We start from the raw sequence: 21,486 nt of genomic DNA on the forward strand, positions 1-21,486 counted from the left end.
ACACTTTAACCTTTTTCGGCAACCAGGGGATAGCCAATGAAACGACTCTTTCTCGCCATCGCCCCCGATGCGGCGCAGCTGGAGCAACTGACCCAGTTACAGGCGAGCTTAGACGGTGAGGGACGCCTAGTCCCCAGAGACAATCTGCACATGACGCTGGCCTTTCTCGGTCAGTGCAGCGAGGCCCAGCAGGAGGCCCTGAGCGAGTCCCTCGCCCGGCTCGCCCACCAACGTCGTCTGCCGGCATTTGAAGTGACACTCAACACCCTGGAGCATTGGGTTGAGCCAAAAATTATCTGCCTCAAGGGCGCGGCGCGGGATCCCCGGCTCATCAGCCTGTTCGATTTATGCCAAGGGCTGGCCCAGCAGCTCGGGTTACACACCAGCGAGCACAGCTTCACGCCCCATATCACCCTGATGCGTAAGGCCAAGGTGCTACCCGAACTCAAGGCGCCTTCCCTCACCCTCAGCGGCCATGCCCTGCATCTATATCACTCTCAGAGTAGCGAGCAGGGGGTGCAATATAAGGTATTGGCCTCCTGGCCGCTCACGGCCCCAAAAGCATAAAAAAAACGCGCCAATTGGCGCGTTTTTCTCATTCACTACAGCTTAGTCCTGCAGCAGCTCGGCGATGGTCAACACGCCGTGGGCGGTTGCCCCGGCGGCCCACAGGCCGTTAGCCGTATCGGCGAAGGCCGAGGCGAGATCCATATGCAGCCACTGGGTGTCGTCAGACACGAAACGCCAGAGGAAACCGGCGGCATTTGAAGCGCCGCCCGCGCCGCCGCCTTTAACCGGACGGCTGTTGGCGGTATCGGCATAGGCAGATGGGCACATCTCTTTGTGCCAAGGCTCAAGTGGCAGCGGCCATACCTGCTCGGCCACGGCCGATGCCTTCTCCTGAGTGCGGCTGATCAGCTCACGGCTCGGCGAGAAGATGGCGTTGTAAGAGGTGCCCACAGCCATCACGGCGGCGCCGGTCAGGGTCGCGGCGTCGATCACCAGAGGCGCGCCGGTTTCACAGGCGGCCTGCAGACCATCGGCCAGCACCAAACGTCCCTCGGCATCGGTATTGACCACCTCGACCGAGACACCATTCTTATAGGTGAGGATATCCCCCAGCTTATAGGCGCGGCCGCTGATCAGGTTCTCGGCGCAGCAGAGGAACAGCTTGATGCGCTTGTTCAGGCCAGACTTGATCGCCAGACCCAGGGCTGCGGTCACGGTCGCCGCGCCGCCCATATCGCACTTCATCCCCAGCATGCCTTCGGAAGCCTTGATGCTGTAACCGCCGGAGTCGAAGGTGATCCCTTTACCCACCAGGGCCGCCGACACAGGGGCGTCTTCGCCCAGCGGGTTATAGTCCAGCTCCAGCAGCGCAGGTGGACGCTCGCTGCCACGACCGACAGAGTGAATGCCGATCCACTTCTCTTCCAGCAGGGCTTCACCTTCTACGATGCGGTAGCTCACCTTGTCGCCGCCTACTTTCGTCAACCACTGGGCCGCCTGGTTAGCCAGGGTCACTGGGGCGAGGTTTTCAGGGGTTTCGTTGATCAACTGTCTGGCGAAGGCCGCGCTGTCGCGTCTGTCGTCCAGCACCTTCTTGACGGCATCGTCGCCAGTCCAGGCGATCTTGCCAATCTGCTTGGCGGTGGCGAACCCCTGGGCGAAGGCCCACTGAGTGTGAAGATCCCAGAGAGCGCCCTCGAGCGCCACCTCGTTGATCCCCTGACCGCGTAGCTTACGCGCCGCCTGCTGTACCTGGCGTAGCTGATCGCCCGCCTGCAGATGGATATTGGCCTGGCCCGCCGTAAAGGTCACATCTGCGCTGCCCCAATGGGCCGCAGGGGCGTCCTCGGTCAGATAAATCTTCATCACGTCGCTCATAATTGTTCCTTGTCAGTACAGAGAGTGGCGAGGCCTTAGGGCCTGCCTAATAATGCAGCCAAGTATAACGCCAATCACCCTGCTTTATCTAACCCCCTCACGCTTATCCCTAACTATCCCTAAGGAAGGAGCATGGTAGGAGAAGACTACAGTCGCTGCTTCAGGTCGCCGCGACAGCGCACCGCCCAATAAGGTAGAATCTTTTCGCTCTAGATGGGCGCTCAACAAGCAGGTGACTCAAGAAAGCCGTTCAGGGTGTGATCGCAGGCTCAGCCGCACAAACCTAAGGCGCTAAAACCCTGAGGCGCAAAACCCTCGCATGAATATAAGTAGAACAACAAGGCCGACAAGATGATTTTTACCCCCCCATTCGAACAGGGAAAGTTACTCAGACGCTACAAGCGCTTCCTCGCCGACGTACTGCTAGATGACGGCTCGGAAATCACCATCCACTGTCCCAACACGGGCTCGATGCGCAACTGCCTGTTTCCCGGCGAGCGGGTCTGGTTCTCTACCTCAGATAATCCCAAGCGCAAGTATGCCCATACCTGGGAGCAGGCGGCCTCGGATGAGGGCCACATCATAGGGATCAACACGGGAAGGGCCAACGCCCTGGCGGCCGAAGCGATAGAGGCTGGGGTGATAAGCGAGCTGACCGGTTACGACAGCCTGCGCCGGGAAGTTAAATATGGCAGCGAGAACAGCCGTATCGATCTGCTGCTCGAGAGCGAGGATAAACCCGCCTGCTATATAGAAGTCAAAAGTTGTACCTTATTAGAGCAGGGCCAAGGATACTTCCCCGATGCGGTGACTACACGAGGCCAGAAACATCTGCGCGAACTGATGGAGATGGTCAAACAGGGTCACAGGGCGGTGCTTTTATTTGTGGTGCAACATACTGGGATAACCACTGTGGCAGCGGCCCGCCATATCGACCCTGAGTACGCCGAATTGCTGACTCAGGCACACCAGGCCGGGGTGGAAATTCTTGCCTACAGCTGCGAACTCTCCCCAAGCGCCGCCAAGCTGATTAAATCCTGCCCTGTCAAGTTGTAAATAGACGGTAAAAGTTGAATTAATGCGTAATAGAGGACATAGTCAAAAGATAAACTCATGGCAGCTTAAAAAATTTGCGTGGTATATCAGATTCTGATATAGATATCGGCCTTTAATAAAAGACGCCCTACAACGCAAATGATTAACAGGAGATGCGTTATGCCTGAAGGCACTAAAAAACTTGGCGTGCTCGCTATCGCAGGTGTAGATCCTTACCAGGAAAAACCGGGTGAGGAATATATGAATACCGCTCAACTGGGTCACTTCAAAAAGATTCTCGATGCTTGGCGTAGTCAGCTCCGTGAAGAAGTGGATCGCACCCTGAATCATATGCAAGATGAAGCGGCTAACTTCCCAGACCCTGTCGACCGTGCGGCTCAGGAAGAGGAGTTCAGTCTTGAACTACGCGCCCGTGACAGAGAGCGTAAGCTAATCAAGAAGATTGAAAAGACATTGCAGAAGATCGAAGACGACGATTTCGGTTTCTGTGATTCATGCGGTATCGAAATCGGTATCCGCCGTCTCGAAGCCCGTCCAACGGCCGATCTCTGTATCGACTGTAAGACGCTCGCCGAGATCAAAGAGAAACAGATGGCCGGTTAAGCTGGCGAGAAGCGGGGCTTAGCCCCGCTTTTTTGTATCCAGTCGCCCCGATGAGCGACATAGAAAGTGTGAACAAAGGTTTTGCCGTGATCCCCCAAGCAGACCCCTCCCTCTCCCCCAATAACCCAATGCAAATCGACAAGCCCTATGTCGGCCGTTTCGCGCCATCGCCCTCCGGGCCGCTGCACTTTGGCTCGCTCATCGCCGCGCTGGGCAGCTATCTGCGCGCCCGCGCCGAGCAGGGAAAATGGCTGGTGCGCATCGAAGATATCGATCCCCCCAGAGAGGTAAAAGGTGCCAGCACACTCATCCTCAAGACCCTGGAGGCCTACGGCCTGCATTGGGACGGCGCCGTGCTCTACCAGAGCAGCCGTCTGGATGAGTATCAGGCGCGGCTCGACAGCCTGCTTGCACAGGACAAGGCCTATTACTGCCAATGTACCCGCAAGCAGATCCAGGCGATGGGCGGCACCTACGATGGCCGCTGCGCGACCCGCACAGCTAAACATACAGCAGGCGCTATTCGCATCCGTAACACGCTTGCGATAGATCATTTCGATGACGAGCTGCTGGGCCCTATCCAGGTCGAGCCAGAGTTTGCCGCCGAGGACTTTATCATCAAGCGCCGCGACGGCCTCTACGCCTATCAATTGGCGGTGGTGATGGACGATGCCTTTCAGGGGATAACTGAGGTAGTGCGCGGCGCCGACCTGCTCACCTCCAGTGCCCGCCAGGCGACCCTGTTTAATTTATTCGGTGACAACGCGCCTAAGTGGCTTCATCTGCCGCTGGCCTGCGCCGAGCCTGGCATGAAACTCTCGAAGCAGAATCACGCCCCGGCCATAGATCTTAATGCGCCCCAGGCCAGCATCAACGCCGCGCTCGCCTTCCTGGGCCAAGCCCCCTGCGAACCAGATAGTGTCGAGATCATGCTAGCCCAGGCCGTGAGCCAGTTTGAATTGAGCCATATCCCGCGCCAGCAGGAGATCATACTTACGCCGGGCGCTTAAGCACCGTATAAGCATAAACCTAGCCGCCGTCACGAAACCCGGCCAGGCAAGCAGAGTCCGGGTATACTCTTTGACCCATAATTGAGTTATGATAGCGGCCTAATTTTAACCCTGACTCAAGATCCAAGTTCGAGGTGTCCTATTTTTCGCCGTATTAGTCAATTCTGTAAGCAGCTTTTTGAAGACAATCAAAACACCACAGAAACCACACCAGCGGGACTAAGCCTAGAGATAGTTGCACGTAAACATCATGCAATCTCTCGCCAGCACATTAGCGAAAACGCTATTAAGGTACTCTATCGTCTGCACAAATCTGGCTTTAAAGCCTATTTGGTGGGCGGCGGCGTGCGCGACATCCTCCTAGGACTCGAGCCCAAGGATTTCGACGTGGTCACCAATGCCACGCCGGAAGAGATCAAGAAGCTATTTCGTAACTGCCGCCTGGTAGGGCGCAGATTCCGTCTGGCCCATATCGTCTTCGGCCGCGATGTCATCGAAGTCGCCACCCTGAGGGGCCATCATGTAGACAGCGGCGAGAAGATCTCTAAGGTCAACGCCGAGGGTCGCCTGCTGCGCGACAACGTCTACGGCACTATAGATGAAGACGCCGAGCGCCGCGACTTCACGGTCAACGCCCTCTACTATGATATCAGCGACTTCTCCATCCACAGCTATGGTGGCGGCCTGCAGGATCTCGAGTCTCGCACCCTGCGTCTGATCGGCGACCCGCAGAAACGCTACCGCGAAGATCCCGTGCGCATGCTGCGCGCCGTACGCTTCGCCACTAAGCTGGGAATGAACATAGACAAAGCCGCGGCGCAGCCGATCCCCGAGCTGGCGCCCCTGCTAAAAGATATTCCAGCCGCCCGTATGTATGAAGAGGTACTCAAGCTCTTCTTCGCCGGTCAGGCCCAGAACAACTACGTCATGATGCGTGACTTTGGCCTGTTCGCCCCTCTCTTTCCCCTGGTGGATAACCTGCTGGAGGAAGACCCTAAGGGACCGAGCCACAAGATGGTCAAGGCGATCATGCGCAACACAGACGAGCGAGTTGAACAAGACAAGTCGGTCACCCCGGCCTTCTTCTACGCCGCCATGCTCTGGTACCCCCTCAGCCAGCGCGCCGATGATATCGCCCTGGAGAGTGGCCTGAGCCAATATGACGCCTTCTACGCCGCCATGGGCGATGTGATGGAACAGCAATGCCGCACCATCAGCATTCCCCGTCGCTTTAGCACTCCGGCCAAGGATATCTGGCAGCTGCAACTAAGGTTCGAACGCAACCAGGGCACACGTGCCTTCAAGTTCATCGAGCATCCTAAGTTCCGCGCCGCCTATGACCTGCTACTGCTAAGGGCCGAAGCCGAAGGTGGTAACCTGGCCAAGACGGCCGCCTGGTGGAAGAGCTTCGTCGAAGGTAGCGAAGAGCAGCGCAGCGTCATCGCCCGCAGCACCAACAAGGGTAGCCGCAGCCGCAACAATCGCCGTCGTCGCAGCCCGAAGAAGACACCTAAAGCCGAATAATGAACACCGTCTATGTCGCACTGGGGGCTAATCTCGCGTCCCCAAAAGCCCAACTAGATCAGGCCTGTCAGGCACTGAAGGCCTTGGCAAGCGACGGACAACTAAGCGTCTCCCCCTATTACCAGAGCGCCCCCATGGGTGATGTGCCGCAGCCCGACTACCTCAATGCCGTGGCGCGCTTTACCACCACCCTAGCCCCACTGGCGCTACTCGATGCCCTGCAGGCGATCGAGAACGAACAGGGTCGGGTGCGCGAGGTACGCTGGGGCGCCAGAACCTTAGATCTGGACCTGCTCCTCTATGGCGACTGGCAACTGGATATCCCGCGTCTTCAGGTGCCGCACTACGGCATGAAGACCCGCAGCTTCGTGTTGCTGCCCCTATTGGATCTGGCCCCAGATCTCATTCTCCCCTGCGGCACCAAGCTGACTTCACTGATCACCGAGGAACTTAAGAGACAAGTTCAACAACTCGGCCCGGATCATTGAACTTAAGCCCCAGTTAGCTTATAAAGCACACTACTGCTAAAGCACACTACAGCCCAAGCAGAACTCTTTTTTAAATCAAAGTTAAGACCAGCATTATGTCTAAGATAACCAGCTCTACCCTGCTGAAATTCAAGCAGGAAGGTAAGAAGTTCACTGCACTCACCGCCTATGATGCCAGCTTTGCGGGCGCCTTCGACAGCGAAGGGATCGACGTCCTATTGGTGGGCGACTCGTTAGGCATGGTATTGCAAGGACACGACGACACCCTGCCGGTCACAGTCGAAGATATCGCCTACCATACGCGCTGCGTTCGCCGTGGCATCAAGCGTTCACTGCTGATCGCCGACATGCCTTTCATGAGCTACGCCACTCCAGAACAGGCGATGACCAATGCCACCGCCCTGATGCAGGCCGGTGCCAACATGGTGAAACTCGAAGGCGGTCACTGGCTGCTGGAAACCGTCACTAAGCTGACCGAGCGCGGCATTCCCGTGTGTGCTCACCTGGGGCTCACCCCGCAATCTGTGCATGTCTTCGGCGGCTTCAAGGTACAAGGCCGTGACGCCGACAACGCTCAGCGCATCATAGATGAGGCCAAGGCGATCGAGGCCGCAGGTGCCCAGCTGTTAGTGGTCGAGTGTATCCCGGCCGCGCTGGCGAAGAGCATCACGGAGGCCCTGACCATTCCTGTTATCGGTATCGGCGCAGGCGCAGACACCGACGGTCAGATCCTGGTGATGCACGACGTGCTGGGGATCTCCAGCGGCTATATTCCGCGCTTCTCGAAGAACTACCTAGCCCAGACCGGCGAGATCCGCAGCGCCATCCGCGCTTATATCGAAGAGGTCGACACTGGCGTCTTCCCCGCCGCCGAGCATACATTTAGCTAAAGTAAGGTTGCTGTAACATGTACACCACCCAAGATATCGCCGCCATCCGCGCCCAGGTGCGCCAGTGGAAACAGGCCGGCGAGACAGTGGCATTCGTGCCCACCATGGGCAATCTGCACCAGGGTCATATCACCCTGGTCACCGAGGCGCTGAAACGTGCCGATCACGTGGTGGTCTCCATCTTCGTTAACCCAATGCAATTTGGGCAGAACGAAGATCTAGACGCCTACCCACGCACCCTGGCCGCCGATCAGGCCGCCTTGGAGGCCGCCGGTGCCGAACTGCTATTCACCCCGACACCAGCCATCATCTATCCCAAGGGGATGGATAAGCAGACCTTTGTCGAGGTGCCAGGCCTGTCGGAAGAGCTCTGCGGCGCCAGCCGTCCTGGACACTTTCGCGGCGTCACTACCATAGTCTGCAAGCTGTTCAATATCGTACAGCCGGATGTGGCTCTGTTCGGCAAGAAAGATTTTCAGCAGCTGATGGTGATCAAGGCCATGGTGGAAGATCTGTCTCTGCCAATCGAAATCGTCGGCGTCGACACCATACGTGAGAGCTCTGGCCTGGCCATGAGTTCACGCAACGGCTACCTGAGCGAAGCGCAGAAGCAGCAAGCGGCTCAGCTCAAGCGTACCCTAGATGAGATGGCCGAGGCGATCGCCCAGGGTCAAGCGATCCCTAATGTAGTGCAGCGCGCTCAGGAACAGTTGCACCAGGCTGGATTTAAGCCAGATTATCTGTCGGTGCGCAACGCCGCCGATCTGCGTGAAGCCCAGGATAGCGATAAACAGCTGGTGATCCTGGCCGCCGCCTTTATGGGCAGCACCCGCCTGATCGACAACCTGAGTTTCGAACGCGCATAAGCCCTGCACGTCCGAATTTAGGGCGTCCTTAAGCCTAGAAGGCTCTTAAACTTAGCGCGTCCTTAGCCTCTAATTTCGCTTCTCAGGCCCAATGCCTGGGAAGCGATTTTTCATTTTAGGCTCACTTTTTACTCAATTCTTTCTCCCAAAACTGCCCCAAAACAACTCAAGATGAGGTCAGCTTGAGCATCTAAGTCCTTGGTCATGCACCAATTCTGATCGGCCAATCGGTCGAAAATGCCGCGAGTTTCAGAAATAAAATTACTTATTTGAGCGAAAGCCAATAAAGTGACCTGGATCCAGATCACCTGCATTTCATTTACATGCATTTCAAACGAATTGGCATGCATTCTGGCTAACCTACTGAAATTAATTGGTAATACCTATTTACCAAAAATAGCGAGCTCCTACAGGCGCTCAACAAGGTGATCTGGATCACCAAGGGCAATTTTCCATCGCTAACTGATTAGATTCTAAACTGAAATTATCCGATCAGATATTTCCACTTTTGAGACCTAATTAGAGTAATTACTCTTAGTAAAATCCCATTTCTAGCTAAAAATCGTCATATTTCTTTCAAATAGTTATAACGGCCCGCTCCGACCAGTGATAGAGATCACACTTTAGGTTTAACTGGTCAGACAAAGTTCACACCCATCTAACCCCATCTCACATAATCAGCACATAATGATCTAGATCATATTTGCATTTGGTGAATTAGCGTTTATTACGCATCAAGGATGAAACGATTCCATTTGGGAATAGCTTCCGACAACACAGGATGCTGCATCGGACGAGTCAGCATCGACAACAACTAAAAATAACCAAGTAACGACAGTAAGAGGCAATCATGACCCTACTTCAACTACTCGCCAGTTTGACGCCTGTAATCAGCGTTATGCTATTTTTGGTGCTACTCAAGATGCCCGCATCTCGCGCCATGCCCATCTCTATGGTAATGACAGGTCTTGCCGCCGTCTTTATCTGGCAGATGGATACCACTATCTTAGGTGCCTCCGTGGTCGAAGGCCTACTCTCGGCCCTGACCCCACTGAGCATCATCTTCGGTGCCGTGTTCCTATTAAACACCCTGAAGTACTCGGGTGCCATGGACACCATCCGCGCCGGCTTTACCAACATCAGTGGTGATGCCCGCGTGCAGGTGATTATCATCTGTTGGTTATTTGGTTCATTTATCGAAGGCTCTGCCGGTTTCGGTACCCCAGCCGCCATCGGCGCGCCGCTGCTGGTGCTGCTAGGTGTGCCGCCTGTTGCCGCCGCCGTGGTTGCCCTAATCGCCGACTCTACCAGCGTCTCCTTCGGCGCCATCGGTCTGCCAGTTCTGTTCGGTATGGAGCAAGGTCTGATGCAAGGCGGTGTGAGCATGGCCGCCGACCAGATCGCCCAGCACGGCACCAGCTTCGCCGACTATGCCCAATTTATCGCCCTGCACATGATCACTATCGATCTGGTGACAGGTACCCTGATCCCGCTGGTTCTCGTCTCTGTACTCACAGGCTTCTTCGGCCGCAACAAGTCGTTCAAAGAGGGTCTGGCGATCTGGAAATTTGCCCTGTTCGCCGGCTTGGCCTTTACCGTACCGGCCTGGCTTATCAACTACTTCGCAGGTCCAGAGTTCCCATCGGTTATCGGTTCGCTGGTTGGTATGGCACTGGTGATTCCAGTGGCACGCAAAGGCTTGCTACTGCCTAAGACTCCTTGGAACGATTTCTCAGAAAACGACAACCAGACTCAGGCTAAGGTAGAAACCAAGGCGCAGTTCTCTCAGGTTGCCGCCTGGACCCCTTACATCATCATGGCAGGCCTGCTGGTACTGTCTCGCACCGTGGCGCCACTCAAGGCCTGGCTCACCAGCTTCAACATCAGCTGGACTAACCTGCTGGGCACTGAGCTGAAAGCCGGGTTTGCGACCCTGTACGCGCCTGGCGCCTTCTTCGTGCTGGTTTGTATCCTGGGCTTCGTGCTGTTTAAGATGAAATCGCCAGCGATCAAGGAGTCGATCACCGTCTCTTGCAAGTCTATGCTGCCGACCATCATCTCCCTGGGCGCCTCTGTGCCTATGGTGAAGATCTTCCTTAACTCTGGCACCAACGAGGCGGGCCTGCAGTCTATGCCGGTTGCCTTGGCCGACATGCTCGCCGGCTCTATGGGCGCCATCTGGGCCTGGATGTCACCGATTGTGGGTATCTTCGGTGCCTTCCTATCGGGCTCAGCCACCTTCTCTAACATGATGTTCTCTGGCCTGCAGTACAGCGTGGCCGACAACATCGGCATGAACCACGCGTTAGTCCTGGCCCTACAAGGCATTGGTGCCAACGCAGGTAACATGATGTGTGTCATGAACGTGGTCGCCGCCGCTACCGTGGTGGGTATGGCTGGCCGTGAATCAGAAATTATCCGTAAAACCATGCCCGTCGCTCTGGGTTATGCCTTGATTGCAGGTACTATCGCTACCCTGTGGGGCGGTCTATAACAGATAACTCGAGAAAGGCGGACGTGATGAACCCGCCTTTCTGTGGGTCGAATTAAAGAGTAATGTTATGTCGATTAATTATTCAGCAGTAGTCGCAGATTTACGCGCCAAACTCGGTGATGAAGCCGTCTCAGACGATGCAGTGCGTCGTTTCGCCTGGTCCACCGACGCCAGTTATTTCCGTATCGTACCAGAGGTGGTGGTACACGCCGAGACCCTGGAAGATGCCCGTGACACACTCGAAGTCGCGCGCCAGCACAATGCTCCAGTGACCTTCCGCGCCGCCGGCACCAGCCTCTCAGGCCAGGCCATCGGCGAAGGTATCTTGTTGATCCTAGGTCACGACGGCTTCAGAAAGATCGCCGTCAGCGAGGATCACAACCAGATCTCACTTGGCGCGGCCGTTATCGGTGGCGACGCCAACCTGGCGCTTAAGCCATTCAACAAGAAGATTGGCCCGGATCCGGCCACCCTGGCCTCGGCCATGGTAGGCGGTATCGTCTCTAACAACGCCTCGGGAATGTGCTGCGGCACGGCCCAGAACAGCTACCAGACCATCGCCTCGGCCAAGCTACTCTTCGCCGACGGTACCCGTCTGAACACAGGCTGTGAGCGCTCAAAAGAAGCGTTTCGCGAGTCTCACCAGCAGCTGCTTAGCGAGCTGACCGATCTCGCCAAGCTCACCGCCAGCAACCCGGTACTGGCCGATCGCATTCGCAAAAAATACTCCATCAAGAACACCACAGGCTACAGCATTAACGCCCTGGTGGACTTCGAGGATCCGTTCGAGCTGATCAACCACCTGATCGTCGGCGCCGAGGGCACCCTGGCCTTCGTCGAAGAGGTCACCTACAACACGGTCGATGAGGCCAAGTTCAAGGCCTCGGCCATGGCGGTATTCTTCAACATGGAAGATGCGGCCCGCGCCATTCCGCCAATTAAATGCGACAGCGTCGCAGCCGCCGAGCTGCTAGACTGGGCGTCGATCAAGGCGGTCACCGGCAAGAAGGGGATGCCAGATTGGCTGAGCGAGCTGCCAGAAGGCGCCGCCATCCTGCTTATCGAATCCCGTGCGAACGACGAGGCAACCCTGGATGCATACACCCAGGATGTGATCGCCAAGCTGGCCCATATCGAAACCGAACGTCCTATCAGCTTCAGCCGTGACCCTGAGGTCTACAGCAAGTACTGGGCGATGCGCTCTGGCCTCTTCCCTATCATTGGCGGCGAGCGTCCGAAGGGCACATCGGTGATCATCGAAGACGTGGCCTTCGAACTGGAACACCTGGCCAATGCGGCCACAGATCTGACCGCCCTGTTCCACAAGCATGGCTACCCTGAAGGGGTGATCTACGGCCACGCGCTGGCGGGTAACTTCCACTTCATCATCACGCCGACCTTCGCCTCACAAGAAGATATCGACCGCTTCCACGGCTTCATGCAAGACGTGGCCGAGATGGTAATTAACAAGTATGACGGCTCCATGAAGGCCGAGCACGGCACAGGCCGCGCGGTAGCACCATTCGTCGAGATGGAATGGGGCGCCGATGCCTACACCCTGATGAAGCGCATCAAGCAGATCTTCGATCCCCAAGGCCTGCTCAACCCTGGCGTTATCCTCAACGACGACGCCAAGGTGCACGTCAAGAACATCAAGCCATGCCCTGTGGTCGACGACTTTGTGGACAGATGTATCGAGTGTGGCTTCTGTGAGAAGACCTGTCCGACCTCGGCGCTTAACTTCACTCCGCGTCAGCGTATCGCGACTCTGCGTGAAATCGCCCGCCTGGAAGCCTCTGGCGACAAGCAAGCCGCCGAAGAGATGCGCGCCGCCGCCAAGTATGACGTGGTCGACACCTGCGCCGCCTGTCAGCTGTGTACCATCGCCTGTCCGGTAGACAACAGCATGGGTCAGCTGGTGCGTAAGCTGAGAACCCCATACATCACCACGACCGAGCAGAAGGTACTGGACTTCCAGGCCAAACACTTCGGCGCCGTCAACCAGGTGATCAGCACAGGTTTCGACGTGCTCAACATCATCCACAAGGTCACGGGCGACAGCGTCACCAACGGCCTGATGAAGGTGGGCCGCATGGTGTCCAAAGAGGTGCCTTACTGGAACCCAGATTTCGCCAAGGGCGGCAAGCTGCCTAAGCCAAGCCCAGCCTCGCCAGACAAGGAGACTGTGGTCTACTTCCCGGCCTGTGGTGGTCGCACCTTCGGCCCGACGCCGAAAGATCCCGACAACCGCACCCTGCCAGAGGTAGTAGTCACCCTACTGGAGCGCGCCGGTTACAACGTGGTCACCCCAGACAACACCCGTCACCTGTGCTGCGGCCAGATGTGGGAATCTAAGGGTGACTTCAAGAACGCCGATGCCAAACGCGACGAGTTGATCGACGCCCTGAGCGCCCTCAGCGAGAACGGCAAGGTGCCTGTGGTGGTGGATGCACTCTCCTGTACCTACCGTACCCTGACAGGCAACCCTAAGGTGGAAATTACCGATCTGGTCGAGTTCATGCACGACAAGATCTTGCCTAAGCTGACCTTTACCAAGAAGGTCAACGTGGCACTGCACCTCGGCTGTAGCGCCCGCAAGATGAAGCTTGAGCCTAAGATGCAGGCGCTGGCCGATGCTTGTAGTAACGGCGTTAAGCTGCCAGAGGGGATCGAGTGTTGTGGTTACGCCGGCGAGAAGGGCTTGTATAAGCCTGAGATCAACGCCAGCGCCCTGCGCAACATCAAGAAGCTGATCCCAGTGGACATCAAGGAGGGCTACTACGCCAACCGCATGTGTGAAGTGGGTCTGACCCAGCACAGCGGCATCTCCTATCGCCACCTGGCCTATCTGCTGGAAGAATGCAGCCGCTAGGCAACCGATTTAAGGTTTAGATAACCCCACCCAAGCAAACTCCGCGGTGTGACATCAGCTCACATCGCGGTTTTTTATCTCTACCCTTGCCACACCCGAGCAAAAATCCCCTAAGTCATACTACCTAAGTCATGCAAAATACTGGTGTTATTCCAAGAGTTGCGCCATAGTATTAGCTGACCATACTGAGCTTAATCCCCAATAAGTTAGTGACCTAAGCTTGCCGTATGGACGCCAAAATGAAGTAAAACGACATAAAGTTAGCTAAAGATTCGTTACACAAGAGAAAGGGACATGAGTCGTCGCGGCGACCGCTCAGCTTACAATGCCGCCTAGACTCGACGCAGATAGAGGAATTATCGCTCCATGGGAAAACTGCTCTTAGCCATCGCACTCCTGCTGCTTCCAGGCCTTAGCCACGCCAGCAGCATTTACAAGTGCATCAAGGGCGACAAGGTGGTGTTCAGCCAGACCTCCTGCCCGAAAGAGTTTAAGCAGCACCATATCCAATACCAACTCGGCATCACCACGGAAACCGACAGCGACAAGCCCAAGGAGAAAGTCGACCCTTTGCAGGCGCTGCTCAACAAGCGCACCCTCTCCCAGGAGAAGCTGTTACAGCTGATTGACGCCGAAATCTACCGCCTCAAGCAGGAAAACAGCTATTATGAGATCTTAAGGGCCAGCGAGAAACAGAAGCTGGATCGCAAGCGTTACTGGCAGAAACAGGCCAAGGACGACCCTGAGTTTCTCGCCAAGCTCGACGAGATGAACCGCTACTTCGACGGCCTGATTAAGCTCAACGACGACGCCATGCTCATGCTGCAGCAACATAAGCTGCGCATCACGCAGGCGCCCGAGCAGGAAGAACTGAGAGGGCAGGAAGAGCAGCCCGACAGAGGGGCCCCCCAAGTCGTACAGCATTAGCCGTACAACACAAAAACATCAATAGCGAGGTCGCCATGAACAAGACCCAGTTGAGCCTGCTCGTTATCGGCCTGCTTCTGCTGGGATTTTTTATGCGCCAGAGCCTCTTCACGCCCGCCGATGAGCCCCGCGATCTCAATGTCGACAGCTTCGTCGACCATGCCCAATACCTGACGACCCAGAGCGAGGTGATCGCCCCTCTGCTGTGCGCCAAGCTCGCCATCGACATGGGCTTTTCCGTGGACCAAGAGCAGGTCAACAGCGAGCTGCGCCAGACCCTCAAGGCCTATGACGACGACAAAGACGCGGCGCTGTATCTGTTTATCTATGTCAAAGGCTACGCCTTCGGCTTGGCCCACGGCATAGAGGACAAGCCCGGCGCCTACTTCCACCTGGGCTGTGACCAAAACCATCCCGAGGTCGAGATGCCACCCGAGCAGACTCAGATATGACTCCCCACTGGCCATTACTGCTCAAGGTCGCCAGCGACAAGCAGCTGATGCTGTTAGAGAGCCAGGAAGAGTGGCTCGCCGAGCGCGATCACCTAGCGCCCGAGTCCCTAACCCTTATCGACAGCCAAGGCATCTGCTTTCAATGCCAAGATGGCGATCTACGCCCCTCAAGCCAGCAGATAGTCCTTTCACAGATAGTGCTATGGGTCAGCGATTATGCCTGCCAGAATGGTCACTTCTGCAGCGCCAAGATAGACGCCGACAACCTAGCGCAGCTGTTTGAGATGGTGCGCTATTTGGAAGATAGCTAGTCGAAGCACGCCATGCATTAAAGAATACAGCCATAAAAAAGCCCCACCAATGTGGGGCTTTTTAATTGGATTTGTCTGTCATGAACCGACTAGGTTCTCAAGCCTATGCCACGGCTGATCAGGTAGTAGGCCACCAGCCAGAGTCCGGCGCAGAAGCCGACCATGATAGCCACCGACAGGCCGATACTGATGTCGGCATACCCCAGGAAGCCGTAGCGGAACACGTTTATCATATAGACCACAGGGTTCAGCTGCGACACCCCCTGCCAGAAGCTTGGCAGCAGGGTGAGCGAGTAGAAGACGCCGCCCAGATAGGTCAGCGGCGTCAACACGAAGGTGGGCACTATGCTGATGTCATCATAGCTCTTGGCAAATACGGCGTTGATAAGCCCTCCAAGGGCGAACAGGATAGAGGTCAACAGCACCGTCAGGGCCACCAGCCCGGCGTGATGCAGGCTGATATCCACGAAGAACATGGCCACCAGGGTCACTATGGTGCCGACACACAGGCCACGGGCGACGCCGCCGCCCACGTAACCGGCGATCATCACATAGTGAGGCACGGGCGCGACGATCAGCTCCTCCAGGTTACGCTGGAACTTGGCGCTGAAGAAGGATGATGCCACGTTGGAGTAGGAGGCGGTGATCACCGACATCATGATGAGGCCGGGGGCGATAAACTCCATATAGCTCACGCCGCCCATCTCGCCGATGCGCTTACCCACCAGGTTACCGAAGATCAGAAAATAGAGGGTCATGGAGATCGCCGGCGGCACCAGGGTCTGCACCCAGATACGGGTGAAGCGGGTCACCTCCTTGATCAATATGCTCTTAAAGGCGGTAAAATAGACGTGCTTCATGTTCATGCTCATGCTCATGCCTTTTTGCCTCGCTTGCCTTGTTCCACCAGCTCCACAAACAGCTCCTCCAATCGGTTAGCCTTGTTACGCATAGACAACACCTCTATCCCCTGCTCGGTGAGCTGGGCGAACACGCTATTGATGCTATGGGCCTTCTCCACATCCACCTCTAATGTGTGTGGATCGGTCAGGCGGCAGTTGATCCCCTCGAGGGTCGGCGCCTCGCTGATGTCGGCCTTGAGGTCGAACACGAAGGTCTCCATGTTGAGGCGGCTGAGCAGGGACTTCATGCTGGTGCACTCCACCAGCTCGCCCTTGTCGATGATGCCTATGTTGCGGCACAGCATCTCGGCCTCTTCCAGGTAGTGGGTGGTCAAGATGATGGTCACCCCCTGGCGGTTAAGATCCGTCAGGAAGGTCCACATGGAGCGTCTGAGCTCGATATCCACCCCGGCGGTGGGCTCATCCAGAATAAGCAGCTTGGGCTCGTGCATCAGGGCGCGGGCGATCATCAAACGGCGCTTCATGCCACCCGAGAGGGCTCGTGACGGGCTGTTGCGCTTGTCCCACAGATCCAGCTGGCTCAAGTATTTCTTGGCGCGCTCGAAGGCCACTTCGCGAGAGACGCCGAAATAGCCGGCCTGATTGACCACTATCTGCTGCACTGTCTCAAACTGGTTGAAGTTAAACTCCTGGGGCACCAGGCCGATGGACATCTTGGCCAGCTCCAGCTGAGTGTCGATATCGTGTTCGAACACCTTCACCTTGCCGGAGCTCTTCTGCACCAGGGAGCAGATCACCCCGATCGTGGTGGACTTGCCGGCGCCGTTGGGGCCCAGCAGGGCAAAGAAATCCCCCGCCTCGACCTTAAGGCTGATCCCTTTTACCGCTTCGACGCCGCCCTTGTAGGTTTTTCTGAGCGAGTCGATAACTAAAGCATATGGCTCTTTGGTCATTAGTGACTTCCGTTATCCTGATCTTGAAATTGGTATTGCTATTGATATGAAAAAACAAAAACTCCCGCACAAAGCAGGAGTTTAAAATCTTAACGACGGCGCGATTAATCTAGGGGTACGACTTTAGCGATGTAAGGCAGGTTGCGATACTGCTCGGCATAGTCGATACCATAGCCGACGATAAACTCATCGGGGATGGTGAAGCCGATAAAGTCTACCGGTACATCAACCTCGCGGCGCTCTGGCTTGTCCAGCAAGGTACAGAGGGCCAGGCTCTTAGGTTCGCGCAGCAGTAGCATTTCGCGCACCTTGTTCAGGGTATTACCCGAATCGATCAGGTCTTCGACGATCAACACGTCACGGCCTTCGATATCCGACTGCACATCCTTTAGGATCTTCACGTCGCGCGAACTGGTCATCGCGTTGCCGTAGCTGGATACCGACATGAAATCGATCTCAACGTGGCCCTTGATGCGGCGGCAGAGGTCGGCCATAAAGACCACTGACCCCTTCAGCAGGCCAACCATTAGCAGGCGTTCGCTATTGGCGTAATGGGCATTGATCTGCGCTGCCAGGATATCCAGTTGTTGTTCAATCTCATCTGCCGAGATCATCACTTCGGTAGTGTGTTTCATACTCTTCTCAAATTTGTGTTAATTGTCGCGGTTGTCGGCACTGTGCTTATCATAGCCCCAACGCTTGGTTAACCCGTGGTCGACACCCAGATGGTCTAAGATCCGAGCGACCATGAAGTCTACCAGATCTTCAATCGATTTGGGATCATGATAAAAGCCAGGAGCCGCCGGCATTATGGTGGCGCCGAGGCGCGACAGGGACAGCATATGCTCTAAGTGTATGCTGCTAAAGGGGGTTTCTCTGGGTACCAGGATCAGCTGGCCACGCTCTTTTATCACCACATCGGCGGCCCGCTCCAGCAGGCTATTGCTCATGCCGGTGGCCACCGCCGCCAGGGTGCCTGTACTGCAGGGGCAGATAACCATCTGCTTAGGCGCCGCCGAGCCAGAGGCCGGTGGCGAGAACCACTCCTCCTTACCCAGCACATGCAGCTCACCAGCCACCTCATTGCCGCGCTCGGCAAACAGCGCCAGCAGCTGGGCCTTGGCCTTGTCGCCGTTAGCGCTGAGCTGCAGCCCATGTTCGGTGGCCAGCACCACCCGCGCCGCGCTGGAGATCATCAAAAACACCTGATAATCGGCCATCAACAGGCATTCCAGCAGCTTGAGTCCGTATGGCGCCCCGCTGGCGCCGGTCCAGGCCAGGCTGATCGCCTTGGCCCGCTTGGGATAATTCATATCTCTCTCTTTGTTGAAGACCCGAGTCTAACCCTTACGGACTAGACTCAAGCCTTGGTCTCTTCCAGCTTAGCCAGCAGCTTGCCATGCAGGCCGCCAAATCCACCGTTGCTCATCACTATGATGGTATCGCCGGGCCTTGCCGCCGCGGCCACGGTCTCGACCAGCTCATCTATCTGGTATAGCACAGTCACAGGCAACTCGGCCTTGGCCATCGCCGCTTCCACGTCCCAGTCGATATTGTCCGCCTGATACAGGTAGGCGGCATCGGCCAGTGCCATAGAGCCCGCCAGGGTATCCTTATGCACGCCGCGCTTCATGGTGTTAGAGCGCGGCTCCAGCACCACTATGATGCGACCTTCACCCACCTTGGCGCGGCAGCCCTGTAGCGTGGTGGCAATCGCCGTCGGGTGGTGAGCAAAGTCGTCATACACGGCGATATCATTGACAGTGCCGATGAGCTCCATGCGACGCTTTGGCGGCGCGAAGCGGGTCAACGCCTCGATAGCCGCCGCAGGCTTGACGCCCACGTGACGGGCCGCGGCGATCGCCATGGTGGCGTTTTCCACGTTGTGCTGACCGATGAGTGACCAGTCGAGCACACCCTGAGACTCGCCATCGAAGAAGAGCTCGAAGCTGTGGCCATCCTCGCTCAGCAGCTCGCTGTACCAGCCTGGGCTACCCGCCATCAGGTTATAGGTCTCCTGCTCACTCCAGCAGCCCATGTCGATCACCTCGCGCACCGCTTCACTGGCGGATGGCCAGATCACCTTGCCCTGACCCGGTACGGTTCTTATTACGTGATTAAACTGACGCTGGATCGCTTTTAAATCATCGAAGATATCGGCGTGGTCGAACTCCAGGTTATTGATAACCAGAGTGCGCGGCTGATAGTGGACAAACTTAGAGCGCTTGTCGAAGAAGGCGCTGTCATACTCGTCCGCCTCCACCACGAAGAAGGGGGAATCCCCCAGCCGCGCCGACACGCCGAAGTTTTGCGGCACGCCGCCGATCAAGAAGCCTGGCGCATAGCCACAATCTTCTAAGATCCACGCCAGCATGCTGGAGGTCGATGTCTTGCCATGGGTACCAGATACCGCCAGCACCCAACGATTGGTCAGAATATGCTCGGCCAGAAACTGTGGCCCAGAGGTATATCTCAGGCCACGGTTGAGCACAGCCTCGACACAGGGATTGCCACGACTCATGGCATTGCCTATCACCACCAGATCCGGCGCATCGTCCTCGTTTTGCCCCAGCTGGCTAGGGTCGAAGCCCTGGATCAGTTCTATCCCCTGCTCCTCGAGCTGAGTGCTCATGGGTGGATAGACGTTGGCATCGCTGCCCGTGACCTTGTGACCGTTAGCGCGAGCAAGGAGTGCGAGACCACCCATAAAGGTGCCGCAGATCCCTAAGATATGTACATGCATGGGGTTGGCTCTGGATAGGAATAATCTGGGGGTTATTCTAACGATTCGTGGAACCATTGTCAGTTAACAATGGTTTAAGATGCGGTCTGACGACCGGGAGGGGGGTCAAACTGCGTTTGAAGGGCTGATGCCAAGAGTGCGGCCTTACGGCCGATGTAGGTCGTGGAACTCCGTTCCACACCAGGGCAAGAGGGGGGATCTCCAGCAATCCCCCTCTTGCATCTCCCCGTGCCGCCCCAGACGAAGTTGTTGCTCCTCGTGCTTATGGATAAATCGCTACCGCTTCCGAAGGATGCATCCATGCACCTGCGGAAGCTAGTCGGGCATCCATGCCCGTCTCTCGCAATTTATTCCAACACCCTTCGGCAATTTCGATGGGGACTTGTCGTAGCCTCTACCTGCAACCTCACTAACTAGAACAAACTTAACTCTGACCCAATTTTCATTTATAAGTATCATTAGTGATCGGGCGCAACGCCTCGCTTAACCGGCGCAAAATAGCAGGCTAAAATTAGCGACGAAGGAGCGCAAGCCTGCTGTTTTGTGTCCCTTGTTGAAGCGTTTGTTATAAGTTTATTTGATATCCTGTCGACTTATCTTTTTTACAATGGATTCAAATAATGGACTGTCAGCATAAGGTAAATACTCAGTATGTCTTGAATACGTCAAACCCGAAGCTGCTGCTTGTCCAGATAAATAGTGCATCATTGCACTTTCACACATTACCCCTAAACATTTATTATTCATACCAGCGGCGAAATTTACAATTCGTTGTTTAACAAAGTTATTAGAAGCTCCTCTATGTATTGCAGTAGAAGCTTGCACTGTATCAGGAAAAAACATATTAGTTTTAGGTAAAAGATCAGTAATATTAACAGCTATCAAGCCTCTAGCTTTGGACGAGGGGACTGTTTTTATCCGCTTCGTTATCTGTTTATTGGCTTTTTTAACATTTGCTTCTATTTTGTTTTCTGACTTTATACGCTTACATTCAATAAACAGTGTTCCACCATCACTTAAGTCTACAACTACATCGCAAATTCCTGTTAAAGATACATTAAATCCAGCTTTGATAAACCTGCATGCAACTGATAGCTCAAAAAGAAAATCTCTCGCCTGATCATTGTCACTATTAGCCCTAAACTCTTGTCCAGATACAGTTTTTTTAATTTGTTCTATAAACTGTGTTGATTCAATCTCCTTAAGATTGTTATAAACACGGATGATTTCATTTGCTTCAATATAGGCATTATCAAACCCTCTCTTGAAATCTAATATTTCGTCCTTATTTTCTAGATTTGACTTGGTTTTACCCATTTCAACAAAAGAATCAAAGTGTTTTTTATACTTTCCATAGCGATTTCTTGAGAACTCAAAGCCTAACTCATTGAACCACTCACACACTTCGAAGTACATATCAAATACATCATCGAGCTGATGAATAAAATGCTCAGGTTTATTGTTCACCAAACTCTCCTAAACTTATAACGCCCGGCTTTGCGGCGAGCCGGAGCGTAGCGTAGGCGAGTCCGACAACAGCCGCTTGT

At 55.4% G+C, this 21,486-nt stretch carries 21 protein-coding genes; 13 read left to right on the top strand and 8 right to left on the bottom strand.

Annotated features, from left to right (window positions below; genetic code table 11):
- Positions 1-36 precede the first annotated feature (36 nt).
- Complete coding sequence (gene thpR / locus K0I31_RS16250; protein WP_220079053.1) at positions 37-567, top strand: RNA 2',3'-cyclic phosphodiesterase; 531 nt, start codon at positions 37-39, stop codon at positions 565-567.
- Positions 568-609: 42 nt separating this feature from the next.
- On the opposite strand, the gene pepB is transcribed toward thpR, so the two are convergent.
- Entirely contained in the window at positions 610-1,887 is a 1,278-nt protein-coding gene (gene pepB / locus K0I31_RS16255) for an aminopeptidase PepB (RefSeq protein WP_220079054.1), read from the bottom strand.
- A 351-nt stretch (positions 1,888-2,238) separates the two neighbouring features.
- On the opposite strand from pepB, the gene sfsA reads away from it, so the two are divergent.
- The 7 genes from sfsA (at position 2,239) to panC (ending at position 8,324) form a co-directional block, all read left to right on the top strand.
- Positions 2,239-2,943, top strand: a complete 705-nt coding sequence (sfsA, locus tag K0I31_RS16260) for a DNA/RNA nuclease SfsA (protein WP_220079055.1) — start codon at positions 2,239-2,241, stop codon at positions 2,941-2,943.
- Positions 2,944-3,102: 159 nt separating this feature from the next.
- Positions 3,103-3,546, top strand: a complete 444-nt coding sequence (dksA, locus tag K0I31_RS16265; protein WP_011866925.1) for an RNA polymerase-binding protein DksA — start codon at positions 3,103-3,105, stop codon at positions 3,544-3,546.
- Positions 3,547-3,674: 128 nt separating this feature from the next.
- Positions 3,675-4,556, top strand: coding sequence for a tRNA glutamyl-Q(34) synthetase GluQRS (gluQRS, locus tag K0I31_RS16270; RefSeq protein ID WP_220080879.1), 882 nt, complete (start codon positions 3,675-3,677; stop codon positions 4,554-4,556).
- A gap of 81 nt (positions 4,557-4,637) precedes the next feature.
- Positions 4,638-6,080 (top strand): polynucleotide adenylyltransferase PcnB, encoded by a 1,443-nt coding sequence (gene pcnB, locus K0I31_RS16275; RefSeq protein ID WP_186300608.1) that lies wholly within the window; start codon positions 4,638-4,640, stop codon positions 6,078-6,080.
- A complete protein-coding gene (gene folK / locus K0I31_RS16280; RefSeq protein WP_144202083.1) occupies positions 6,080-6,568 on the top strand; it encodes a 2-amino-4-hydroxy-6-hydroxymethyldihydropteridine diphosphokinase in 489 nt (162 codons plus the stop codon). The genes pcnB and folK overlap by 1 nt, the downstream gene beginning before the upstream one ends.
- 95 nt (positions 6,569-6,663) lie before the next feature.
- Complete coding sequence (panB, locus tag K0I31_RS16285) at positions 6,664-7,458, top strand: 3-methyl-2-oxobutanoate hydroxymethyltransferase (RefSeq protein ID WP_041510094.1); 795 nt, start codon at positions 6,664-6,666, stop codon at positions 7,456-7,458.
- A 17-nt stretch (positions 7,459-7,475) separates the two neighbouring features.
- Positions 7,476-8,324, top strand: a complete 849-nt coding sequence (gene panC, locus K0I31_RS16290; RefSeq protein WP_220079056.1) for a pantoate--beta-alanine ligase — start codon at positions 7,476-7,478, stop codon at positions 8,322-8,324.
- 128 nt (positions 8,325-8,452) lie between these two features.
- Here the strand turns inward: panC and K0I31_RS16295 are convergent, their stop codons facing one another.
- Complete coding sequence (locus K0I31_RS16295; RefSeq protein WP_220079057.1) at positions 8,453-8,674, bottom strand: hypothetical protein; 222 nt, start codon at positions 8,672-8,674, stop codon at positions 8,453-8,455.
- A 500-nt stretch (positions 8,675-9,174) separates the two neighbouring features.
- Here K0I31_RS16295 and K0I31_RS16300 point away from each other — a divergent pair, with 500 nt between their 5' ends.
- The 5 genes from K0I31_RS16300 to K0I31_RS16320 all read left to right on the top strand — a co-directional run bounded on the left by K0I31_RS16300 (position 9,175) and on the right by K0I31_RS16320 (position 15,380).
- Entirely contained in the window at positions 9,175-10,818 is a 1,644-nt protein-coding gene (locus tag K0I31_RS16300) for an L-lactate permease (RefSeq protein WP_220079058.1), read from the top strand.
- Between the two features lie 67 nt (positions 10,819-10,885).
- Positions 10,886-13,690, top strand: coding sequence for an FAD-binding and (Fe-S)-binding domain-containing protein (locus tag K0I31_RS16305; RefSeq protein ID WP_220079059.1), 2,805 nt, complete (start codon positions 10,886-10,888; stop codon positions 13,688-13,690).
- Positions 13,691-14,056: 366 nt separating this feature from the next.
- On the top strand, positions 14,057-14,617 hold the full coding sequence (locus K0I31_RS16310; protein ID WP_220079060.1) for a DUF4124 domain-containing protein: 561 nt from the start codon (positions 14,057-14,059) through the stop codon (positions 14,615-14,617).
- A gap of 35 nt (positions 14,618-14,652) precedes the next feature.
- Positions 14,653-15,069, top strand: coding sequence for a hypothetical protein (locus K0I31_RS16315; protein WP_220079061.1), 417 nt, complete (start codon positions 14,653-14,655; stop codon positions 15,067-15,069).
- Entirely contained in the window at positions 15,066-15,380 is a 315-nt protein-coding gene (locus tag K0I31_RS16320; protein WP_220079062.1) for a DUF4144 domain-containing protein, read from the top strand. The genes K0I31_RS16315 and K0I31_RS16320 overlap by 4 nt, the downstream gene beginning before the upstream one ends.
- 89 nt (positions 15,381-15,469) lie before the next feature.
- On the opposite strand, the gene K0I31_RS16325 is transcribed toward K0I31_RS16320, so the two are convergent.
- From K0I31_RS16325 to K0I31_RS16350, 6 genes are all read right to left on the bottom strand, one after another.
- On the bottom strand, positions 15,470-16,246 hold the full coding sequence (locus K0I31_RS16325) for an ABC transporter permease (protein WP_041406717.1): 777 nt from the start codon (positions 16,244-16,246) through the stop codon (positions 15,470-15,472).
- A gap of 8 nt (positions 16,247-16,254) precedes the next feature.
- Positions 16,255-17,196: an ABC transporter ATP-binding protein gene (locus K0I31_RS16330; RefSeq protein WP_220079063.1), complete on the bottom strand. Its 942-nt coding sequence runs from the start codon at positions 17,194-17,196 to the stop codon at positions 16,255-16,257.
- Positions 17,197-17,300: 104 nt separating this feature from the next.
- Positions 17,301-17,831, bottom strand: a complete 531-nt coding sequence (hpt, locus tag K0I31_RS16335; protein WP_011866938.1) for a hypoxanthine phosphoribosyltransferase — start codon at positions 17,829-17,831, stop codon at positions 17,301-17,303.
- A gap of 18 nt (positions 17,832-17,849) precedes the next feature.
- Entirely contained in the window at positions 17,850-18,509 is a 660-nt protein-coding gene (locus K0I31_RS16340) for a flavin prenyltransferase UbiX (RefSeq protein ID WP_220079064.1), read from the bottom strand.
- A 47-nt stretch (positions 18,510-18,556) separates the two neighbouring features.
- Complete coding sequence (mpl, locus tag K0I31_RS16345; protein WP_220079065.1) at positions 18,557-19,939, bottom strand: UDP-N-acetylmuramate:L-alanyl-gamma-D-glutamyl-meso-diaminopimelate ligase; 1,383 nt, start codon at positions 19,937-19,939, stop codon at positions 18,557-18,559.
- Positions 19,940-20,512: 573 nt separating this feature from the next.
- Positions 20,513-21,406, bottom strand: coding sequence for a hypothetical protein (locus tag K0I31_RS16350; RefSeq protein WP_220079066.1), 894 nt, complete (start codon positions 21,404-21,406; stop codon positions 20,513-20,515).
- Between the last annotated feature and the right edge of the window lie 80 nt (positions 21,407-21,486).

The sequence above is a fragment of the Shewanella spartinae genome, assembly GCF_019457555.1.
Taxonomy (GTDB): domain Bacteria; phylum Pseudomonadota; class Gammaproteobacteria; order Enterobacterales; family Shewanellaceae; genus Shewanella; species Shewanella loihica.

What these genes read in the sequence shown, in the direction of transcription:
- K0I31_RS16315 (WP_220079061.1), top strand. Translation starts at nt 14,653, where the DNA reads ATGAACAAGACCCAGTTGAGCCTGCTCGTTATCGGCCTGCTTCTGCTG.
- gluQRS (WP_220080879.1), top strand. Translation starts at nt 3,675, where the DNA reads ATGCAAATCGACAAGCCCTATGTCGGCCGTTTCGCGCCATCGCCCTCC.
- K0I31_RS16320 (WP_220079062.1), top strand. Translation starts at nt 15,066, where the DNA reads ATGACTCCCCACTGGCCATTACTGCTCAAGGTCGCCAGCGACAAGCAG.
- K0I31_RS16340 (WP_220079064.1), bottom strand. Translation starts at nt 18,509, where the DNA reads ATGAATTATCCCAAGCGGGCCAAGGCGATCAGCCTGGCCTGGACCGGC.
- hpt (WP_011866938.1), bottom strand. Translation starts at nt 17,831, where the DNA reads ATGAAACACACTACCGAAGTGATGATCTCGGCAGATGAGATTGAACAA.
- thpR (WP_220079053.1), top strand. Translation starts at nt 37, where the DNA reads ATGAAACGACTCTTTCTCGCCATCGCCCCCGATGCGGCGCAGCTGGAG.
- K0I31_RS16295 (WP_220079057.1), bottom strand. Translation starts at nt 8,674, where the DNA reads ATGCATGCCAATTCGTTTGAAATGCATGTAAATGAAATGCAGGTGATC.
- K0I31_RS16330 (WP_220079063.1), bottom strand. Translation starts at nt 17,196, where the DNA reads ATGACCAAAGAGCCATATGCTTTAGTTATCGACTCGCTCAGAAAAACC.
- K0I31_RS16305 (WP_220079059.1), top strand. Translation starts at nt 10,886, where the DNA reads ATGTCGATTAATTATTCAGCAGTAGTCGCAGATTTACGCGCCAAACTC.
- K0I31_RS16310 (WP_220079060.1), top strand. Translation starts at nt 14,057, where the DNA reads ATGGGAAAACTGCTCTTAGCCATCGCACTCCTGCTGCTTCCAGGCCTT.
- panC (WP_220079056.1), top strand. Translation starts at nt 7,476, where the DNA reads ATGTACACCACCCAAGATATCGCCGCCATCCGCGCCCAGGTGCGCCAG.
- dksA (WP_011866925.1), top strand. Translation starts at nt 3,103, where the DNA reads ATGCCTGAAGGCACTAAAAAACTTGGCGTGCTCGCTATCGCAGGTGTA.
- panB (WP_041510094.1), top strand. Translation starts at nt 6,664, where the DNA reads ATGTCTAAGATAACCAGCTCTACCCTGCTGAAATTCAAGCAGGAAGGT.
- folK (WP_144202083.1), top strand. Translation starts at nt 6,080, where the DNA reads ATGAACACCGTCTATGTCGCACTGGGGGCTAATCTCGCGTCCCCAAAA.
- K0I31_RS16325 (WP_041406717.1), bottom strand. Translation starts at nt 16,246, where the DNA reads ATGAACATGAAGCACGTCTATTTTACCGCCTTTAAGAGCATATTGATC.
- sfsA (WP_220079055.1), top strand. Translation starts at nt 2,239, where the DNA reads ATGATTTTTACCCCCCCATTCGAACAGGGAAAGTTACTCAGACGCTAC.
- pepB (WP_220079054.1), bottom strand. Translation starts at nt 1,887, where the DNA reads ATGAGCGACGTGATGAAGATTTATCTGACCGAGGACGCCCCTGCGGCC.
- mpl (WP_220079065.1), bottom strand. Translation starts at nt 19,939, where the DNA reads ATGCATGTACATATCTTAGGGATCTGCGGCACCTTTATGGGTGGTCTC.
- K0I31_RS16300 (WP_220079058.1), top strand. Translation starts at nt 9,175, where the DNA reads ATGACCCTACTTCAACTACTCGCCAGTTTGACGCCTGTAATCAGCGTT.